An 18,524-nucleotide genomic window follows, 5' to 3' on the forward strand; every position below is an offset into this window, starting at 1 on the left:
CCTTATTGAAATGTTGGGTTGTAGTCAACCATCAGTTGGGGCCTTATCTTTTCTCTGAGCTCCCTCCTTTTCATCTTGAGTGAAACGAAAGATCTAGCGAAAGTCAAGACACAGCAGATCCCTCCCCATTGGAGAGGGACAGCACATTCTGCGGGAGTTAAACCACAATGCTCATAGTTGCACTCGGTACCATCTTCCCCCTCGGGGGAAGACAGGAGATGGGGCTGAAAACTTAAAACAACCCCTCAGCAATTCTTCTCACCACCTGGCTCTTGCTCATGGTGTAGTAATGCAGTACGGGAACACCAGCTTCCATCAATTCTTTTGATTGCTGAATAGCCCATTCAATTCCCACTTCTCTTACTGCTGCATTGTCGTGACATTTATCCAGTTCATCGACTAAATCATCAGGTAAATCCACATGGAAGACACTGGGCAGAATACTCATATGGTTAAGCGTAGTGATTGGCTTTAAGCCTGGAATGATAGGAACTTCAATACCATTGGCGCGACACTTGTCAACAAACTCAAAGTATTTCTTATTGTCGAAGAACATTTGGGTTACGATGTACTCCGCTCCCATCTCGATCTTTTGTTTAAGATACTTCATGTCGGTTCTCAAACTGGGTGCCTCGAAATGCTTCTCTGGATAACCAGCCACCCCAATACAGAAATTAGTTGGGTTTCGGGTCACTTCTTCATGCATGTATTTACCCTGATTGAGCTCCAATACCTGGTGTAACAATTCACTGGCATAAGAATGACCTTCAGGGTCCGGGATAAACCTTCCCTCCGACTTAATAGCATCACCTCTAAGCACTAAAACATTGTCAACCCCTAAGAAGTCGAGGTCTATTAAGGCATTTTCTGTTTCTTCCTTATTGAAGCCGCCACAAATAATATGAGGCACGGCATCCACATGGTATTTGTTCATAATGGCTGCACAAATCCCAACCGTACCTGGTCTCTTTCGGGTAGTTACGCGCTCCAGAAGGCCATTCTCACGCTTCTTGTACATGTATTCTTCCCTATGGTAGGTGACATCTATAAAAGGTGGATTGAATTCCATGAGGGGATCAATCGCATCGAAGATGTTTTGTACACTTTCTCCCTTTACAGGTGGAAGAATTTCAAAGCTAAAGAGCGTCTTACCTTTTGCGTTTCTTATATGTTCGGTGACTTTCATTTTATCGCGTTTCGAGGTTGTTATGTTTGGATGTGTTGATGTTCTATCTAACAATCCCTGATCTCAACCTTGTTTGTCATTCTTTCTTAAATATTTAATCAGTGCGTGTTATTCATTGATTCTTAAAGCATTGTCATTTCAGTATCTCAGGCACTTTTAACTTCAACACATCCCGACTTCTAAACATCATAGCTTAAGCTAGGAGCCAGCCATTTTTCAGCTTGCTCAACTGTCCATCCCTTACGGCTTGCGTAATCTTCAACCTGATCCTTTTCAATCTTACCCAGCCCAAAATATTTGGCTTCTTCATGCATAAAGTAGAAGCCTGAAACGGACGCAGCAGGATACATAGCGTATGATTCTGTCAGACTAATCCCGGTATTTTGCTCTACTTCCAGCAACTCGAAAAGGATTCCCTTTTCGGTATGTTCAGGGCAGGCCGGATAGCCAGGAGCCGGGCGAATTCCCTGATATTTTTCCTTAATCAAAGCATCATTATCCAGGGATTCAGTAGCGGCATAGGCCCACAGCTCTTTTCTTACTTTTTCATGCATGAGTTCAGCAAAGGCCTCTGCCATACGGTCTGCTACTGCTTTGATCATGATGGAATTATAATCGTCATGATCTTTGGCATATTGTTCCAGCAGAGGTTCAATACCAATACCGGCAGTGACTGCAAAGCCTCCTATATAGTCGTTACCTTCACCTTTGGGTGCTACAAAATCAGCCAGTGAAATATTGGGTATACCTGATCCCTTTTTCCCCTGTTGACGAAGCATGTGGAAGGTCTTCAGCACTTCATCTCTCGAATCATCGGTATAAACCTCAATATCATCTCCGATAGCATTGGCTGGATATAGACCAACAACCGCCTTGGCATATAAGAGATTCTTTTCGATCACAAGCCTGATCATTTCCTGTGCATCGTGATAAAGCTTTTGTGCTTCTGTTCCGATTACCTCATCTTCCAGAATTCGTGGGAATTTGCCTTTAAGCATCCAGGTACTAAAGAATGGTGTCCAGTCGATGTATTGACTGATTTCTTCAATAGAATAATCATTGAATACCTGATTGCCGAGTTTTTCAGGTTTAATGAACTGCTTGGTTGACCAGTCAATGTTTACTTTGTTGGATCGTGCTTCCTGCAATGAAATGTAGTGCTTGACCTGCTTGCGGTTAGCATGACCTTCTCTCAACTGAGCATATTCATCCTTTACCCTTGAATAAATATTTTTGTAGGTCTCTTTGCTGATGAGTTCACCTGCCACAGGAACTGATTTTGAGGCGTCCAGCACATGGACCACGGAACCTGAATAGACCGGATCGATTTTCACAGCAGTATGAATACGGCTGGTTGTAGCCCCTCCAATCATCAGTGGAATCTGCATGCCTCTACGCTCCATCTCTTTAGCCACATGCACCATTTCATCGAGCGATGGCGTAATAAGGCCGCTGAGACCAATACAATCTACTTTGTGTTCTATGGCGGCATCCAGAATCTTCTCGGCCGGAACCATAACACCCAAATCAACTATATCGAAGTTATTGCATGCCAGTACAACACCGACAATATTCTTACCGATGTCATGAACATCTCCTTTGACTGTTGCCAGAAGAATCTTTGGCGCACCATCTTGCCCCCTCTCGGTCTCCCCCAAAGTGGGAGATGTTTCTTCAACGATTTGCCATAACTTATTGGTGATCATCAGTTTTGTTCGTTCTAATTGCGAAATGACCTCGCGGTTAGTTAACCGAATTACTTTGAACCCCTGAGATTCCAGCCACTCTGTTCTGAACTGATCGTTATCCTTTACCTCTGGTAATTGATGAATTGAACCATCAATTTCAATGATCAATTTCAATTTGAGACAAACAAAATCTGCAATGTATTTACCGATAATATGTTGTCTTCTGAATTTAAATCCATCCAATTGGCCATCCCTGATATTGGCCCAAAGTATCCTCTCCGCCTCCGTTTCATTCTTGCGCAATTCCTGGGCAAACTCCTTTAATTTTTCGTAACTCTCCGGATCGGCTGTTTGGAAGGAAGGTGTATCACCTTCCCCCTTGGGGAAGGACGGGATGGGGCTGGATTCAGCAGATAGCTGTCGGTTTGCTCTCTTCTCAGCCTCCAGATACGGCAACAAATAGGCTACAGCCTTCTTCATTACCCTGGCACTCTTTACCACCTGAGGCAGAAACATCTTTCCAGACCCAAATAAATCTCCCACCACATTCATTCCATCCATCAATGGACCTTCAATGACATGCAATGGTTTTGGGTATTTTCGCCTGGCTTCTTCGGTATCTTCATCAATGAATTCTACTATTCCTTTTACCAGTGCATGCTCCAGTCTTTTCTCAACTGTATCATTTCTCCAGGCATTGTCTTTAACCTGAACTTTACCCTGTCCCTTTACCGTTTCAGCAAAGTCGAGTAATCGTTCAGTAGCATCTTCTCTTCTATTCAGTAAAACGTCCTCTACTCTTTCCAGCAGGTCTTTCGGAATGTCATCGTATACCTCGAGCATAGTGGGATTAACGATACCCATATCCATACCTTCTTTAATGGCATGGTAGAGAAAAGCCGAGTGCATGGCTTCTCTAACCGGATTATTACCTCTAAATGAGAATGATACATTACTTACACCACCACTCACATGAGCACCGGGCAGGTTTTCTCTAATCCACCTGGTGGCTCTGAAGAAATCTACGGCATTGTTATTATGCTCCTCAATCCCCGTGGCTACAGGAAATATATTCGGATCGAAAATGATATCATGTTTGTTGAAGCCTACTTCATTAACCAGAATATCATATGACCTCTTGCAGATCTCTATTCTTCTTTCGTAAGTGTCAGCCTGTCCTTTCTCGTCAAAGGCCATTACAATTACAGCCGCACCATATCTCTTTACTTTTGTGGCATGCTCTTTAAATACCTCTTCCCCTTCCTTCAGTGAAATAGAGTTCACAACACCCTTACCCTGAATACATTTCAGTCCAGCTTCAATGATTTCCCATTTGGAAGAATCAATCATTATTGGAATTCTGGCTATATCGGGTTCAGCAGCAATCAGATTAAGGAATTTGACCATGGCCTCTTTACCATCGAGCATTCCTTCATCCATATTGACATCTAGGATTTGTGCTCCTCCTTCCACCTGATCGCGAGCGACTTCCAGTGCTTCGTCATACTTTTCTTCTTTGATAAGTCTTGCAAAGCGCTTCGAACCAGTCACATTAGTACGTTCACCCACATTGACAAAGTTGCTCTCAGGGGTAACAATCAAAGGCTCCAGGCCTGATAATCTTAGGGTAACTCTATTATTCTGGTTAACAGTAGATTGTCTATGGTCCATTGTCTTACTTGAGTGAATTTCTTAGTGTTTGAATCATTTTTGTAATTTCTGTCAAATGGTTATAAAGCTTTTCAAACTGCTCCTCTCCTATTAATTCTCTTCTGCGACCTATATAAAGGCAAGAAACTACTTCTATTCCTGACCGGAGTGCTATCCCAAGAAAACGGGCAAACTCCTTATCAGATTGACCGGTACTACCCTCGGCAATATTGAGTGCCACTGAGTCAGCGGCTCTTTTTATTTGACTTGTTAGAACAAACATCTCATTCTTTGGAAAGGACAGTGTTAGTCTATGGACTTCTTCAGTTAAGTCAAGCGCTTTTTGCCAAACTCGTAAATCTTCAAATTTAAAGGCCATATGCTTAATTACTTTTGACTATCGACTATTGACTGTTGACCGATAACCGACCTTGGTGTCACTTTTGCCGCTTCCTGTGCGATAAGCCGGATATGCTCTGGAGTCGTACCACAACAACCGCCAACTATATTTAGAAAACCTTCCTGAAGAAAATCACGAATCTGAACCGCCATTTCTTCCGGACTCTGATCATATTGACCAAATTCATTGGGAAGTCCCGCATTCGGGTGAGCACTTGTATGGAAGGGGGCCTTAGTGGAAAGCGTTTCCAGATAAGGACGTAGTTGAGCCGCTCCCAAAGCACAGTTCAGGCCGATGGAAAGAATCGGAATATGAGAAATGGAAATCAGAAACGCTTCAGTTGTTTGTCCTGACAGAGTTCTTCCGCTGGCATCTGTGATAGTTCCAGAGACCATAATAGGAACCCTTTTCTTTTCCTCATCTAACAACTCCTCTATAGCGAACAATGCTGCTTTGGCATTGAGTGTATCAGTAATGGTTTCAACCAGAAAAAGGTCGACACCGCCATCTAATAGACCTTTAGCTTGTTTCTTGAATGCTTCTTTCAATTGATCGAAATCGATATTGCGATAGCCTGGATCATTCACATCGGGAGACATGGAAGCCAGTCGGTTAGTTGGCCCCATTGAGCCTGCCACAAACCTGGGTTTATCCGGTTCATTGGCTGTGAATTCATCAGCTACCTCTCTAGCTATTTTCGCAGACTGAAAGTTGATGTCATAAACAGCCTCTTCCATATGATAGTCAGCCTGAGCGATTGTAGTACCACTAAATGTGTTGGTTTCTACAATGTCTGCACCTGCTTCAAAGTATTGCCTGTGAATATCTTTGATGATATCTGGACGTGTAATGGAAAGTAAATCATTATTGCCTTTCAATGGCGAGGGGTGATCCTTAAACTGCTCTCCTCTGAAATCTTCTTCAGACAGCGTATGCCGTTGAATCATGGTACCCATTGCACCATCTAAAACCAATATTCTTTGTTTGAGTATCTCCTCGATTTTGTAAGCCATTTGCTGAATTTTAGGCTTACCGAGAAATTGGAAGGATCACTCTCATCTTTTCCCCGATGCCTCGAGGCTAGGAATTAGCACCAGGTATTACCCAGGTTGCTAAGACATCTACGGGCCTAGTCCCTCCGTCTTTCTTGATAAGCATCACAAAGTAAATGAAACTTTATGTAGTCACATAAGAAATCAACATAATATTGATTTACCTGAGGATATTGAAGACCAGTTTGATGTTGAGGTCAACAGCCGGAACCAGTCTGGAATCACTCTCAGCATCCAGAAGATACCCATATTGAAATTCGTAGTTCATTGGCTTTCTGCTATCTGGATCGGTCTTAAAAAGCATATAACCTAAAGCGGCAGAGCAGTCCAGAAAAAGCGGTCCCGCAATTGGACTTAAGAAACCGATCTGTATTCTTCCACCCCATCGCTTTTGACCTATCCCATAGGTGGCCTGTTTGAAATAGGAACAGTCATCTCCGCAACTTAACTCGAAGGTACGGGTACGCTCAAAATCAATTTGGTTATAGAACAACTCAATGCCAAAGTATGGCTTTAGATTCCGGTCTGAATAGCTGTAATTAAGTATCGATGGAATGACTCCTCCATCTTCCAACCCATCCAGGTAAAACTTGACAAGAAGAGAAGACTTAAATCCAGATTTATTGGCAAAATAGGTCTCATCATAAGTATAGACCTCACTATCCAGAATTTGTCCATACCGGGCTTCGAGGCTTATGTGACTTTTCAACCTGACTTCTGCACCGACCATGTGTGACTGAAAATGACCCAAAAGTTGTGAAGGAAAGTATTTGATACTCAGCTTCGGAATTATAGCGGAGAGACTGTCTTTCCCCTCCTGCTCATAATACTGAGCTGTACCCCATTGGAACACGCTAAAGCAACAAAGCAATAGGTAGAATTTCCTCATTAGTCAATTTGGGCTAAGATTTCCAATACGCCTGACGAAGTGTAGCTCATATTGTAGATATGCTTATCGGTCCTTATTATCAGGTAACCGCTCGTATGGATCACATCAAGAGGAAGTTCATTTTGGAAGGCTTTATAACCTTTAAGTAGAATATTTTCAGGATTTGATACGTCATACATGGCCACACCACCTCTTTCACAGACAAAAAGATTATTTTCGTTCACCGCCAGACCATATGGTGCTTCTGAAGGATAGCTCTTGATTAATTGTGGCGACTCAATATTAGAAATGTCGATGGCTTCAAGGACTTCATTACTGTTGAATCGACAATTACTTGACCTGAGTGTTGAAAAGGCCACCCCATTGGCAGCTACTACAGGATCACAAGCCGTAATATGCTCGTAACTCGAAAGCAAATTAAGGTTATTCTGAGCATCGAAATTGAGAAAATAAACCTGGTCACTACTGCCTACCAGAACATAATCACCGTAAGGGAAGATGGTCTCCAGGTTACTCGCAAAGAAATTAAGTTCGCGAACGAAGCTCAGGTCTCCCGAAGCCACTATTTCATATTGAAGAATCTTCTGAGACTCCAATACCAATAGATTATTATTCACAATGGTAAATCTGGCTAAGGAGCCTGCTGTACCTGTGCCTCCCAAATCAGGTGTAAAATCGTTGCTGTCAGCCTCACAAGCTACTAGGGCTACCACTAGTGCGAAGATTAAATAATGTCTTATCTGTAGCATTGTGGACTATTTATAGTGGTTAACTGCCATCCAATTACTTCTCCTTTCTCAGGGTCTACACACTCAAAGTAGTAACCATTAACCGGTGGTACAGGGAGCTCATAGGGACTCGCATCGAGTACGGATTCATGATTCGCTAAAACCTGGTAGTTCTGGATATCATTTACATCTATCACCAGCAGTGAGTTAAACTGATTGATATATAAAATACCATCCTTCAAAGCCATATTCTCGGATCCTCTTACTTTGAGGAACCCTCGATTAATCGGATTGGCCGGGTCTGCATTATCAATGATATGAAGGCCCTCACCTATTTCATTAATCAGTAGCAACTCTCCCTTGACATACATCTGCCCTGGATTGTCAATCGTTCTGGAAGTCTGGAGTTCTACTTCATTGTTATTGTCGGTGGAATAAACCGGTTTATACCCCAATATGTCTTCTTCTGGGAAATCAGGTGGATTATTAATACAGCCAACCAACAACCAGGCAGTGAGAAAAATGAGAAAGGGATGTATGCGCATGTTATAAATTAAATGAAACATTGTTGCATTTACAATAGTACATGAGTTATGAATTTGTTAATGGCAAAAAGAACAGTTATTAATGAACCTAATGAGACTGACATAAACTGAATACCTCGTAACTTGCTTCTATGAAACTAGCCGCCATTGATATTGGATCTAATGCCATTCGCTTTCAGGTGACCCACGTCATGACCTATGAAGGTCAGCACTACTTCAAGCGGTTAGAGTACGTGAGGTTTCCCCTACGCCTTGGTCAGGATGTTTTCAAACTGAAGAAGATTGGCAAAAAGCAGGAAGATAAATTCATTCGCCTGATGCAGGCCTTTAAAATCCTTATTGACCTATATGAAGTGGATGAATACTATGCCTGTGCCACTTCTGCCATGAGAGAAGCGCAGAATGGCCGTGAAATAGTGCAGCAGGTAAAGGAACTAATGGGTTTGAAGATTAACATCATCAGCGGAGATAGAGAGGCTGAGCTTATTAACCGCGTGGTGATGGAGAGGCTGGGCAAAGGCACCTTTCTACATATTGATGTGGGTGGTGGTAGTACTGAGCTGAATGTGATTAAGAATGGACAAAAGATGAAATCTGAGTCATTCAAGATTGGATCAGTGCGGACCATGGAAAACGACTCTCCCAAGAGCGTCAAGAAGCGCATGAGTCAATGGATCAACACACAGATTTCAGGCCATAGGGGCAGCATTACGGCCGTTGGTACTGGCGGAAATATTAGCAAGATATATGAACTTTCAGGCACCAAATCCAAGCTTAGGATTCTGAGGATCGAATCCATTTTGGAAGTTCAGGAGCACCTGTCTAACCATACACTGGAGGAACGGATATTCAAACTGCACCTTAACCCGGACCGGGCTGATGTTATTCTTCCTGCTTCAGATATCTATTTACACGCCATGCAATCGGCTAATATTCAAAGAATACAGGTCCCTGATGTCGGTTTGAAAGATGGTATTATGCACATGCTGTTCGAAAAGCATGTGAAGCAAAGCGTAATTCCCTTAAAAGACTAAGCCAGTTCGTCTAATTGATCTTTTAACTCTGTCCAGGCTAATGTAGCACAGTTTCTTCTTTCGGGAAAATCCCTTGCCGCAGCAAATGCCAGGAACTCATCTTCCGAGAATAATTCCTCCGGAGATTTCGCGCTCCTTTCATCTGTCAATTCCATAAAGAGCTTGATTAGATTTTCCACTTGAGAGATGGCCTTCCCCCTCAATACTTTTGTCAGTAGTACGGTAGAGGCTTTTGAGATAGCGCAGCCGTAGCCTTCGAAACCAATGTCCTGTATTGAATCTCCTACTATGTTGAGATAGAGGACGAATTTGTCTCCGCAAAGTGGATTATAAGCCTGCAACTCATGAGTATATTTCTCTGGTTTCGAAGGTTGATCAGCCTTTTTCGCCAGTTCCAGAATATGGGTTTTATAAAGGGACTGAATTCGCTCTGTCATAGAAAGAATGATTGAGTTTTCAACAATGCTTCATATAGACGGTCAATATCCTTACGGTCATTGTATACTGCAAAAGAAGCCCTGATACTGGCCGGAATCTGGAATCTGTGCATCAATGGTTGCGCACAATGATGTCCCGCTCTGACACAAATACCTTCTTCACTAAGAAAAGTACTGATATCATGCGGATGTATTCCATCCAGCGTAAAAGAGATTAGGGGTGCTTTGTGGTCCTTCCCTCCCATAATTTTTAAGCCTTCAATGCTCTCCAATCGGTCCAGAGCATATGAGGTCAGGTCACTAAGGTGTGCTGCTGTTTCCTTCTCGTCCAGTGAAAGAATGAAGTCCAGTGCAGCTCCCATACCCAAAATGCCAGAAATGTTGGCCGTTCCCGCTTCATGTTTGGCAGGTAAGTCTTGAAAGCTACTCCCTTGCATAGTCACTTCTTTGACTATTCCACCTCCATAATTGAATGGTTTCATCTGTTCCAGACATTGCGCTTTACCATAAAGCACACCCACCCCGGTCGGGCCAAACATCTTATGTGCAGAAAAGAGCAAAAAGTCACAATTAAGCGACATGACATCTACCCGATCATGACACAGTGTCTGTGCTGCATCAACCAGCACAGGAATCCCTTTTTCGTGAGCTAAAGAGATCATACTGTTTAAGTCGTTTTTAATACCAAGCACATTGGAACAGGCAGAAACGGCCAGTAATTTCACTTTATCATTTAAATGACTTGCCAACCAGCTCTCATCGAGCACACCGGACTCCAAAACAGGAATTACCTTTAGTTCTGCTCCTTTTTCGAGGCATAGCTGTTGCCAGGGAATAAGGTTAGCGTGATGCTCTGCTTCCGAAATGATGATATGATCACCGGCTGTTAGTCTCGGGGCCAGGAAATTACGCGCAACCTTATTGATGCCATCGGTTGTTCCCGAGGTAAACACGATTTCTCTTTCTGAAGCGGCATTGAGAAACGTTTTGACTTTAGACCTGACTTCGTTTACCCGGGCAGTGTTAATGCTTGCCGGCCAGTATGCCCCTCTGCCTACCGTGCTGTATTCCTCACTGTAATATCTCGTAATAGCATCGATCACACACTGAGGCTTTTGGGAAGTAGCCGCATTGTCTAAATACACAAAATCATTCCCCTTAGGCGTTGGCTGACGAAAAATGGGGAATTGTGATTTGATCTGTGAAATGTCCATGCAATAAACGATTTACGGATGAGCTGATACCCATACTTCCCCATCTTCAAATACTTCCTTTTTCCAGATCGGCACTGTTTCCTTCAACGTGTCGATGGCATACTGACAGGCTTCAAAAGATTCTTTACGATGTACTGAAGAACAGGCTATCACTACAGCTTCTTCACCTATTGGAACGCGACCAATGCGATGGTGGATAGCCATATCGTGAAGATTCCATCGCTCGATTGCGACTGTAGCAATCTTCTCCATTTCCTTTAAGGCCATCGGTATATACGACTCGAAATCAAGGTATTGTACCGACTTATCTTTAGTCTTGTTACGCACATTGCCAACGAAAACCACCAGGCCGCCACACCCATCATCGGCCACCTGATCTATACAGGCCTGAGTGTTTAATCGGTTTTCTGTGATATAGATTTTATCCATTATCCGCCACTTACAGGTGGTATTAAAACCACCTCATCGTTTTCCTTCAGTTGATATGTATCTTCCACATAGTCCATATTGACTGCAAACTTCAATGAGGCCAGCTTGCCGAAATCCGGAAACTGTTGTGTCAATGCTTCACGTACATGTGTCAATTGCACACCCTCAACATCCAGGGCCACCTGTTTGCTACCAATAATATCCTTCGCTATGCCGAATGCTGTAATATTTACTTTCATCTAATACTTTCCTTCAAATTGATCAATCAAGCCTAATAGGCGGTCATTTGTGGATCAATTTCTTTTTGCCAGGCATTGATACCACCTTTCAGGTTGATAAGTTGGTCAAACCCCTCCTGTTGTAGTAATTCAATGGCTTTTGTACTCCTTCCTCCCATCTTACACATCACTACTACCTCTCTGTCACGGGGAATTTCATCCATCTGATTCAACACTTTGTTCAGCGGTATTAATTTACCTCCCAAATTAGCGATTTGGTATTCGTAATCTTCTCTTACATCAATCAATTCCACAGGTCCATTTTCCATTCTCTCCTTTAGTTCCTGAACAGTTATTTCACGGATAGACTGCTCTTTGACTTCCCCCATACAAAATGCTTCATAATCGATTAAATCGGTAATCCCTGGGTTTTCTCCACTTAGCGGGTTCTCTGAGTTGGCCTGTACATTGAGTTGATGGGTACTAAAGTCCAATGCATCGAATACAAATAGTTTTCCACTTAGACTGGTTCCCATATGACAAAGAACCTTAATGGCTTCATTGGCCATCATGGAGCCAATAATTCCGGGTAAAACGCCTAACACCCCACCTTCACTACAACTCGGTACCATTTCAGGAGGCGGTGGTGTGGGAAACAGGTCGCGATAGTTCGGTCCTCTGGAACCGTCAGCCTTAAGGGCATTGAACACCGACACCTGACCCTCAAAACGAAAGATCGCACCATAGATGAGAGGTTTACCCAATAGGTAGCAGGCATCATTTACCAGATAGCGTGTTGGCAGGTTGTCCGAGCCATCAACTACCAGATCATAATCCTTTAATATTTCTTTAGCATTCAGAGAGTTAACCGACTCTTTATAGACTTTAAATTGAACAGTTGGATTCAGTTGACTGAGTTTCTTTTCGGCTGTCTCAGCCTTGGACTTTCCCAGCTCCTGCGTATTGAAAAGCACCTGCCTTTGCAGATTGGAGAGGCTCACTTCATCGAAGTCTATGATCCCAATTTTACCAACCCCTGCTGCAGTCAGGTACTGCAAAATGGGAGCTCCCAGTCCACCGGCACCAATCACCAGCACCGAACTCTCCAGCAGTTTTTCCTGACCTGACTGACCAAATTCAGGAATAATGATCTGTCGGTTATATCTCAGTAAATCGTCTTTACTTAAATGCATCTTTGAGCTTTTGGTAATCTTCAGGGCTGTCAATATCCTGAATGAATCGATTGGTTTGCACCTGCACCCTGACCACAAGATCGGGATTTTGTTGAACTACACCAGAACAGCCATTCATAGACTGGTGGTTCAAAATTTCCTGAAAATGTCTTTGGCCAAATATGACAGGATTGGCCCTTTGCTGACCAAAGTATGGCACTTGAATGCTCTTCTCCTGAATTGAGAATTGATCTATGAGCCATTGATAATCTTGCGCTTGCAATAAAGGCATATCGGCCATGCAGACCATCACTGCATCTGCTTGCTTAATGGCGCCAATTCCGGTTTGAATTGAAGTTGTTAGTCCTTTCCCGAAGTCTGGGTTGTATATGGTTCGGGTGCGAGTTAATTGCTGCCGGTTGATTTCCGCTTCTATCTTTTGAGCATCTCTACCAGTCACTACTACTATCTCCGACACATTGGAATTTGCCAGTTCATTGAGACTACCAGACACTACAGTAGATTCTGCCCATGGAAGTAGCATTTTATTCTGCCCTCCCATTCTGGACGATGTTCCTGCGGCTACCAATACGGCTGCTATTTTCATAGAATACTTTAGTCTTTAAGGTCCAGCCAAATTACCTCATTATAAGCATTGGCCTCTATTTCAGGTAAAGTTAGAATGAAATTTTCTCCCTCCTGCTCAATGGCGATTGGTTCAGACTTCTCTGCTACCCAACCTGAACCGGATAGTTTTCCTTTCAAACCATTCAGCTCGATGCGTCCGTCTTCAGGCCAATTGAAGACATGTAGATAGATTCTGGTGCCAGCCTCAGTCTTCTTCTGGGTTAACCTCCCCCATGCCACCTCACTAATTGGGCTGGCTTCAGTCTCATAAATAGATTCACTATAAGTATCCATCCAATGGCCAATAGTAGCCAGACGCTCAATACTTTCCTGTGGGAAAGTGCCATCCGCCTTCGGACCTATATTCAAGAGAAAATTACCTCCCTTGGAAGCGATGTCAACGAGGTTCTGTATCAGCGTTTCGGAAGATTTCCAATGATCATCATGCTGGTTGTATCCCCAATGGTCATTCATGGTCATACAACTTTCCCAATCAACTCCCGGTAAACCTGTAGCTGGAATTTCCTGCTCTGGGGTACCAAAATCACCCACATAATCTCCTTCCGCTGTCAATCCGGCCATGCCCTGGCGTCCCTTATCGACACGATTGTTGATAATGATATTAGGTTGAAGGCTACGGACATAATTATAGAGTTCTACCCCTTCCTCATGAGTCCAGGTATCTTCCCATTCGCCATCGAACCAGAGTACACCAATCTCACCATAATTGGTTAGCAGTTCTTTTAACTGACTCTTCATGTAGTCGATATAGCGGGGGAATTCTGCTCCCTCAGTAGTTCTGTCTTTCTCCCAGCCTCTGCGAGGCAGATAATCGGGATGATGCCAGTCCATAATGGAGTGGTAAAAGCAAAGCTTAATCCCTTCTTTCTGACAGGCTTCAGCCAATTCTTTCAGAATATCACGCTTAAAAGGAGTTGACATCACGTCAAAATCAGAGGTCTCCGAATCAAACAGGCCAAAGCCATCATGGTGTTTACTGGTAATGACAATGTACTTCATGCCGGCCTGTTTGGCCATCTTCACCCAGGCCTCTGCATCGAACTGCACCGGGTTGAATTCATCCAGAAACTGATCATATTCTTCTAATGGGATCTGAGCCGTAGTTCTGATCCACTCTGCATGGTTGGTTGTTCCCTTCCACTCACCTGCCGGAATAGCATATAATCCCCAGTGGATAAACATACCAAATCGCGCATCTCTCCACCATTCCATGGGATCGGTTGGTTCCGTAATTTCTTGTGCCTGCTGTTTAGGCTGACAGGAAAAGAGCACAGTGAACAGAAGTAAGTAAAGCAGCAGATAAGCAGGCTTCTTCATTCGGTTGGTAGATTAGGGTTGAGGGATGAATTTAAGGAAACGAAATGGTTTATACACCACACCTTCTTCACTCATATTTGTGACGAACCCGTCTACTCGTGAAAGTGAAACCTTTTCGGTAAGCGTCATTCAGAGCGAAACGCAGTGGAGCGAAGAATCTACCCCCAATGGTCATTCGGAACACAGTGTAACATATCGAACCTATCTGCGAACAAAGGCAGGTAATCCCCTTGAGTATTGTACTAAGTTTGGGATTCCTCTGTCATATCAGTATAGATGTTAATAAAGGTAATTCTCACTTCGTATAAAGTGAGCCCTATTCCCCTTTCAGCATATCAACAGGGTTGCGACTGGCGACATAAAGCGATTGATATCCCGTTGTAAGTATTGCCACCAGTAAGCTGAGACCTGAGGCCAATACAAACACACCTAACTGTATTGGGGTACGATAGGCGAACCCTTCCAGCCAAAGGCTTACGAGCCAATAAGCTAAAGGAGTAGAAATGAGAATTGATAATCCCACCAATTTCACAAAGCGAGTACTAAAAAGACAGGTAAGTTGAGCTGTTTTCGCTCCAAGCACCTTTCTGATACTAAGTTCTTTGGTGCGTTGCTCAGCAGAATATGCTGCAAGACCAAACAAACCGAGACAGGCGATGATCATGGCCATTAAGGTGAAGAAATTCAGCACTTTTCCCATTCTCTCTTCTTTGCGGAATGCATTTTCAAAGGACTGATCCATAAAACTATATTCGAAAGGTATGGACGCATCTATGTCCTTTAGTACCTCTTCTGCCTCATCCAATACCCTTTTCAGGTCAGCCGAAGATTGTACTGATTGTGGGTTCAGTTTCAGGGAATAGAAAGATAAGCCTGCTCCATAGTCCCAAACATTATCGTTCTGATCATTAATAAGAATCAATGGGCCAATATCTTGTCTTGTACTGTGAAAGTTAAAGTTGCTGGTTACCCCAATCACTTCAAATTCATCTTCATTGCCGGAGGCTACAGCCACAGACTGACCTACTGCCTCTTCGTTTGTCCAACCTAAAAGCTGAGCCGCAGCTTCGTTTAGGATAACAGCGTATTGGTCGGTCGGATGTTCCCTATCGAAATTGCGCCCTGCAAGGAATTCAATGTCCAGTACATTCAAATAGTCTTCATCTATCCGCAAGTTATTAAGTTGGAACACCTCAGCCTGAGGCCCGGTAGAGCGGTAGCGATCTCCCGACATCACATTCGGAGGAACTCCGAATGATTTACCAACGGCAGAAACAGCTGCAATGCCCTCCAATTTCGATTTGATCACATTGGTCTGGAAGCCATACTGTTCAATATTATGAATTTGAAGTACATTCTCTTCAGATAAACCCAAATCTATATTAGAACTATACTTCAATTGCTTCTGAACAAAAAGCGAACAAATAATAAGGCAAACCGATATGGAAAATTGAAAGACAACTAAGCCATTCCTGAGCAGGCTCCCTTTCTCGCCTCTGGTAAATTTTCCCCTGATGACCTCAATTGGTTTAAAAGACGATAAGTAAAATGCCGGATAACTGCCGGATAACAGACCTAGAGTAAAAATGAATGATATCAAAACTAACCAAACCTTTGGCTCAGCTAAAAGAGGCAAAAGCACCAGTTCTCTCTGGGCCAGACTATTGAACCATCCAAGAGAGGCATTGACAAGGAATAAGGCCAAAATGGTACTGATGGCAACGAATAACACTGATTCAAATACAAACTGGTTGATCAGTGTATTTCGCTGAGAACCCAACACTTTTCTCACCCCTACTTCCTTCGCCCTACCAGAAGAGCGAGCTGTTGATAGGTTCATAAAATTGATGCAGGACAACAGCAGCACCACAAAACCTATAACCATGAAAATCTGAACAAATTGAGCATTACCAACCGGACCAAATGAATTATAGCCAGGCTCATTAGCGAGGTAGATATCTGGTAATGCCTGCAAATCCAGCTTCCAGGGGTTACCGGCAGTGAATTCTTCAAAGCTCTGATTAAAGATTCTTTCTGTAGTAGGTGGCGCATACTTAGGTGGAATTGCCTGTAGTTTATCATTGATACCTACTATGTCGGCTCCTTCATCTACCAATACATAAGTAGCAAAGGCAGTCCATATCCATTTCCACCCATCTCTTTCCATTTGTTCCCTGGCACTGCTTAAGGAAATAAGCATATCAAATTGTAAGTGACTTTGGGCCGGTACGTCCTTTAAAACTCCCGACACCATGTAGCTTTTCCAAGTTCCATCCCATTCACGCATCTCTAGTGTTCGACCCAAAACCTGGGTTATACCAAAATATCTCCTAGCTGCACTTTCCGTCAAAACGATGGTCATTGGGGCATCCAGGGCTGTCTTTGGGTTTCCGGCCAGCATCTCATAGGGAAACACCCTGAAGAAATTTTCTTCTGCCCAAAAAAGTTTGTCCTCCTTAAAGGAGAGCATGCGACCATCTTCATCCTGATAGCGGGTAAACTGAGCGCCCTGATTCAAAAGACGGGTTACTTCTTTGAATTCCGGCATTTCCTCACGCAGAGCCACTGCCACATTGGGCCCTGTGGCAGAGGTCATTTCGGTCCAATCACCCCAGATATTAGGTTGATTGACCCGATAGACCTGGTCCTTCTGACTTAGGAACTGATCGAAATTCTGTTCATAGTAAGTATAAAGCCCGATAGTCAGCGAAATGCTAATACCTATTGTGAGTCCTAAAACATTGAGAAATGTGAACTGCTTATGTCTGATGGCATTGCGCCAGGCAATAATGAACATGGATTTGAACATGATGATGTTGTGATTTTGAGTTTTGAAAAGTTTGAATGAGGTGAAACCGAAGAGCAGGTGCAATGCATCGACCCAATACATGCTTTTGGCCCGGAATATTGATCCATGGGCCAGGCGCTCTTCATAGACTTCCTGTAGATCCCCAAAAAATTCTTCGTGATATTCAGGGCCAACCAGCCTTGAAAGTAGCCAGTTGGCTAATTTTGGTGGATGTGGCACAGGCATTAATGACCGGAATTAAGTTGAGGAATGAGTGACCACATTTTCTGACGCACCTCCTGTGCCGATTCCAGCTGTTGCATACCCAGGCTGGTAATCTCAAACAGTCGCTTGCGCCTGTCTCCCCTTTTATCACTGTTACCGCCCATTTCCGACTTTAACAAGCCTTTATCCTGTAATCTGTACAAGGTAATATGGACAGCCCCCAGCAACACTGTGCGCCCGGAATGTTTCTCCACTTCCTTTTTAACATTGATACCGTATGCCTCTCCTTTCAGAATGCAGACTGCCAGTAATACCAACTCTTCGAATTCTCCGAGCCCTTTATTTTTCATTTGTTATAAGAATGTATGTTATACAAAGTTATAACTAATAAATTTTGAAGCAATGATAAGGGGCGTTTATCTGTAAAGAATCACCGCCATAGCATAAAGCCGGTCAAAACTGAGGTCTGTTACTATCAGGTGTCAGTACACAAATGGTTGGATTTTCATAGACACTAAATTTATTATGCAAGGAATTACTTGCGTAATAATAGAGCAAGCAATAACTTGCGCATTATAAACCATTGACCATGAGAAGAGATATTTTTCAAGCCATAGCCGATCCTACCAGACGGCAAATCTTAATGTCACTCACTCAGGAAAGAAAGAGAGTGAATACCCTGGCCGAACAGTTTGACATGACAAGACAGGCGGTATCTCTTCATGTTAAATTCCTGAAGGAATGTGGGGTCATCAGTATTGAGCAGGAAGGTCGTGAACGGTATTGTCAGTTAGAAGTCGACAGATTGACTGATGTTGCAGACTGGATTGAACCTTTCAGAAAGCTCTGGAATAATCGACTAGACAGAATGGACAACCTATTGAATGAATTAAAAAAGAAATAA

The 18,524-nt window shown here is 43.2% G+C and carries 18 protein-coding genes and 1 riboswitch; of the genes, 2 read left to right on the top strand and 16 right to left on the bottom strand.

The window, feature by feature from the left end:
* Positions 1–232: 232 nt before the first annotated feature.
* The 7 genes from metF to ACOOEY_RS00455 all read right to left on the bottom strand — a co-directional run bounded on the left by metF (position 233) and on the right by ACOOEY_RS00455 (position 8,138).
* Positions 233–1,186, bottom strand: a complete 954-nt coding sequence (gene metF / locus ACOOEY_RS00425) for a methylenetetrahydrofolate reductase [NAD(P)H] (protein WP_420386686.1) — start codon at positions 1,184–1,186, stop codon at positions 233–235.
* A gap of 179 nt (positions 1,187–1,365) precedes the next feature.
* On the bottom strand, positions 1,366–4,545 hold the full coding sequence (locus ACOOEY_RS00430) for a vitamin B12 dependent-methionine synthase activation domain-containing protein (RefSeq protein ID WP_420386687.1): 3,180 nt from the start codon (positions 4,543–4,545) through the stop codon (positions 1,366–1,368).
* Between the two features lie 4 nt (positions 4,546–4,549).
* Positions 4,550–4,903: a four helix bundle protein gene (locus ACOOEY_RS00435; protein WP_420386688.1), complete on the bottom strand. Its 354-nt coding sequence runs from the start codon at positions 4,901–4,903 to the stop codon at positions 4,550–4,552.
* A gap of 8 nt (positions 4,904–4,911) precedes the next feature.
* Positions 4,912–5,937 carry a homocysteine S-methyltransferase family protein gene (locus ACOOEY_RS00440; protein ID WP_420386689.1) on the bottom strand — a complete coding sequence of 342 codons (1,026 nt, stop codon included), beginning with the start codon at positions 5,935–5,937 and terminating at the stop codon, positions 4,912–4,914.
* Between the two features lie 39 nt (positions 5,938–5,976).
* A riboswitch (SAM riboswitch) is annotated at positions 5,977–6,081 on the bottom strand.
* Positions 6,082–6,136: 55 nt separating this feature from the next.
* Complete coding sequence (locus tag ACOOEY_RS00445; protein ID WP_420386690.1) at positions 6,137–6,865, bottom strand: hypothetical protein; 729 nt, start codon at positions 6,863–6,865, stop codon at positions 6,137–6,139.
* Positions 6,865–7,614, bottom strand: a complete 750-nt coding sequence (locus ACOOEY_RS00450; protein ID WP_420386691.1) for a hypothetical protein — start codon at positions 7,612–7,614, stop codon at positions 6,865–6,867. The genes ACOOEY_RS00445 and ACOOEY_RS00450 overlap by 1 nt, the downstream gene beginning before the upstream one ends.
* Complete coding sequence (locus ACOOEY_RS00455; RefSeq protein WP_420386692.1) at positions 7,602–8,138, bottom strand: hypothetical protein; 537 nt, start codon at positions 8,136–8,138, stop codon at positions 7,602–7,604. The genes ACOOEY_RS00450 and ACOOEY_RS00455 overlap by 13 nt, the downstream gene beginning before the upstream one ends.
* A gap of 131 nt (positions 8,139–8,269) precedes the next feature.
* On the opposite strand from ACOOEY_RS00455, the gene ACOOEY_RS00460 reads away from it, so the two are divergent.
* Positions 8,270–9,172: a Ppx/GppA phosphatase family protein gene (locus tag ACOOEY_RS00460; RefSeq protein ID WP_420386693.1), complete on the top strand. Its 903-nt coding sequence runs from the start codon at positions 8,270–8,272 to the stop codon at positions 9,170–9,172.
* Here ACOOEY_RS00460 and sufU read toward each other — a convergent pair.
* The 9 genes from sufU to ACOOEY_RS00505 form a co-directional block, all read right to left on the bottom strand.
* Positions 9,169–9,609: a Fe-S cluster assembly sulfur transfer protein SufU gene (sufU, locus tag ACOOEY_RS00465; RefSeq protein WP_420386694.1), complete on the bottom strand. Its 441-nt coding sequence runs from the start codon at positions 9,607–9,609 to the stop codon at positions 9,169–9,171. The two genes, ACOOEY_RS00460 and sufU, sit on opposite strands and share 4 nt — an antisense overlap.
* Positions 9,606–10,823, bottom strand: coding sequence for an aminotransferase class V-fold PLP-dependent enzyme (locus tag ACOOEY_RS00470; protein ID WP_420386695.1), 1,218 nt, complete (start codon positions 10,821–10,823; stop codon positions 9,606–9,608). The genes sufU and ACOOEY_RS00470 overlap by 4 nt, the downstream gene beginning before the upstream one ends.
* 12 nt (positions 10,824–10,835) lie before the next feature.
* Positions 10,836–11,252, bottom strand: coding sequence for a molybdenum cofactor biosynthesis protein MoaE (locus ACOOEY_RS00475; RefSeq protein WP_420386696.1), 417 nt, complete (start codon positions 11,250–11,252; stop codon positions 10,836–10,838).
* Entirely contained in the window at positions 11,252–11,491 is a 240-nt protein-coding gene (locus tag ACOOEY_RS00480) for a MoaD/ThiS family protein (RefSeq protein WP_420386697.1), read from the bottom strand. Before ACOOEY_RS00480 ends, ACOOEY_RS00475 begins: the two co-directional genes overlap by 1 nt.
* Positions 11,492–11,523: 32 nt before the next feature.
* Entirely contained in the window at positions 11,524–12,663 is a 1,140-nt protein-coding gene (gene moeB, locus ACOOEY_RS00485) for a molybdopterin-synthase adenylyltransferase MoeB (RefSeq protein ID WP_420386698.1), read from the bottom strand.
* Positions 12,650–13,249 (bottom strand): nucleotidyltransferase family protein, encoded by a 600-nt coding sequence (locus ACOOEY_RS00490; protein ID WP_420386699.1) that lies wholly within the window; start codon positions 13,247–13,249, stop codon positions 12,650–12,652. Before ACOOEY_RS00490 ends, moeB begins: the two co-directional genes overlap by 14 nt.
* A gap of 8 nt (positions 13,250–13,257) precedes the next feature.
* Entirely contained in the window at positions 13,258–14,607 is a 1,350-nt protein-coding gene (locus ACOOEY_RS00495; RefSeq protein WP_420386700.1) for an alpha-L-fucosidase, read from the bottom strand.
* 316 nt (positions 14,608–14,923) lie between these two features.
* Positions 14,924–17,641: an ABC transporter permease gene (locus tag ACOOEY_RS00500; RefSeq protein WP_420386701.1), complete on the bottom strand. Its 2,718-nt coding sequence runs from the start codon at positions 17,639–17,641 to the stop codon at positions 14,924–14,926.
* Entirely contained in the window at positions 17,641–17,970 is a 330-nt protein-coding gene (locus ACOOEY_RS00505; RefSeq protein ID WP_420386702.1) for a PadR family transcriptional regulator, read from the bottom strand. Before ACOOEY_RS00505 ends, ACOOEY_RS00500 begins: the two co-directional genes overlap by 1 nt.
* A gap of 239 nt (positions 17,971–18,209) precedes the next feature.
* Here ACOOEY_RS00505 and ACOOEY_RS00510 point away from each other — a divergent pair, with 239 nt between their 5' ends.
* Positions 18,210–18,524: an ArsR/SmtB family transcription factor gene (locus ACOOEY_RS00510; protein WP_420386703.1), complete on the top strand. Its 315-nt coding sequence runs from the start codon at positions 18,210–18,212 to the stop codon at positions 18,522–18,524.

It is taken from the genome of Roseivirga sp. (assembly GCF_965216855.1).
Lineage (GTDB): Bacteria > Bacteroidota > Bacteroidia > Cytophagales > Cyclobacteriaceae > Roseivirga.

Excerpts from the sequence above, each read along its gene's own strand:
- metF (WP_420386686.1), bottom strand. The coding sequence starts at position 1,186 with ATGAAAGTCACCGAACATATAAGAAACGCAAAAGGTAAGACGCTCTTT.
- ACOOEY_RS00430 (WP_420386687.1), bottom strand. The coding sequence starts at position 4,545 with ATGGACCATAGACAATCTACTGTTAACCAGAATAATAGAGTTACCCTA.
- ACOOEY_RS00435 (WP_420386688.1), bottom strand. The coding sequence starts at position 4,903 with ATGGCCTTTAAATTTGAAGATTTACGAGTTTGGCAAAAAGCGCTTGAC.
- ACOOEY_RS00440 (WP_420386689.1), bottom strand. The coding sequence starts at position 5,937 with ATGGCTTACAAAATCGAGGAGATACTCAAACAAAGAATATTGGTTTTA.
- ACOOEY_RS00445 (WP_420386690.1), bottom strand. The coding sequence starts at position 6,865 with ATGAGGAAATTCTACCTATTGCTTTGTTGCTTTAGCGTGTTCCAATGG.
- ACOOEY_RS00450 (WP_420386691.1), bottom strand. The coding sequence starts at position 7,614 with ATGCTACAGATAAGACATTATTTAATCTTCGCACTAGTGGTAGCCCTA.
- ACOOEY_RS00455 (WP_420386692.1), bottom strand. The coding sequence starts at position 8,138 with ATGCGCATACATCCCTTTCTCATTTTTCTCACTGCCTGGTTGTTGGTT.
- ACOOEY_RS00460 (WP_420386693.1), top strand. The coding sequence starts at position 8,270 with ATGAAACTAGCCGCCATTGATATTGGATCTAATGCCATTCGCTTTCAG.
- sufU (WP_420386694.1), bottom strand. The coding sequence starts at position 9,609 with ATGACAGAGCGAATTCAGTCCCTTTATAAAACCCATATTCTGGAACTG.
- ACOOEY_RS00470 (WP_420386695.1), bottom strand. The coding sequence starts at position 10,823 with ATGGACATTTCACAGATCAAATCACAATTCCCCATTTTTCGTCAGCCA.
- ACOOEY_RS00475 (WP_420386696.1), bottom strand. The coding sequence starts at position 11,252 with ATGGATAAAATCTATATCACAGAAAACCGATTAAACACTCAGGCCTGT.
- ACOOEY_RS00480 (WP_420386697.1), bottom strand. The coding sequence starts at position 11,491 with ATGAAAGTAAATATTACAGCATTCGGCATAGCGAAGGATATTATTGGT.
- moeB (WP_420386698.1), bottom strand. The coding sequence starts at position 12,663 with ATGCATTTAAGTAAAGACGATTTACTGAGATATAACCGACAGATCATT.
- ACOOEY_RS00490 (WP_420386699.1), bottom strand. The coding sequence starts at position 13,249 with ATGAAAATAGCAGCCGTATTGGTAGCCGCAGGAACATCGTCCAGAATG.
- ACOOEY_RS00495 (WP_420386700.1), bottom strand. The coding sequence starts at position 14,607 with ATGAAGAAGCCTGCTTATCTGCTGCTTTACTTACTTCTGTTCACTGTG.
- ACOOEY_RS00500 (WP_420386701.1), bottom strand. The coding sequence starts at position 17,641 with ATGCCTGTGCCACATCCACCAAAATTAGCCAACTGGCTACTTTCAAGG.
- ACOOEY_RS00505 (WP_420386702.1), bottom strand. The coding sequence starts at position 17,970 with ATGAAAAATAAAGGGCTCGGAGAATTCGAAGAGTTGGTATTACTGGCA.
- ACOOEY_RS00510 (WP_420386703.1), top strand. The coding sequence starts at position 18,210 with ATGAGAAGAGATATTTTTCAAGCCATAGCCGATCCTACCAGACGGCAA.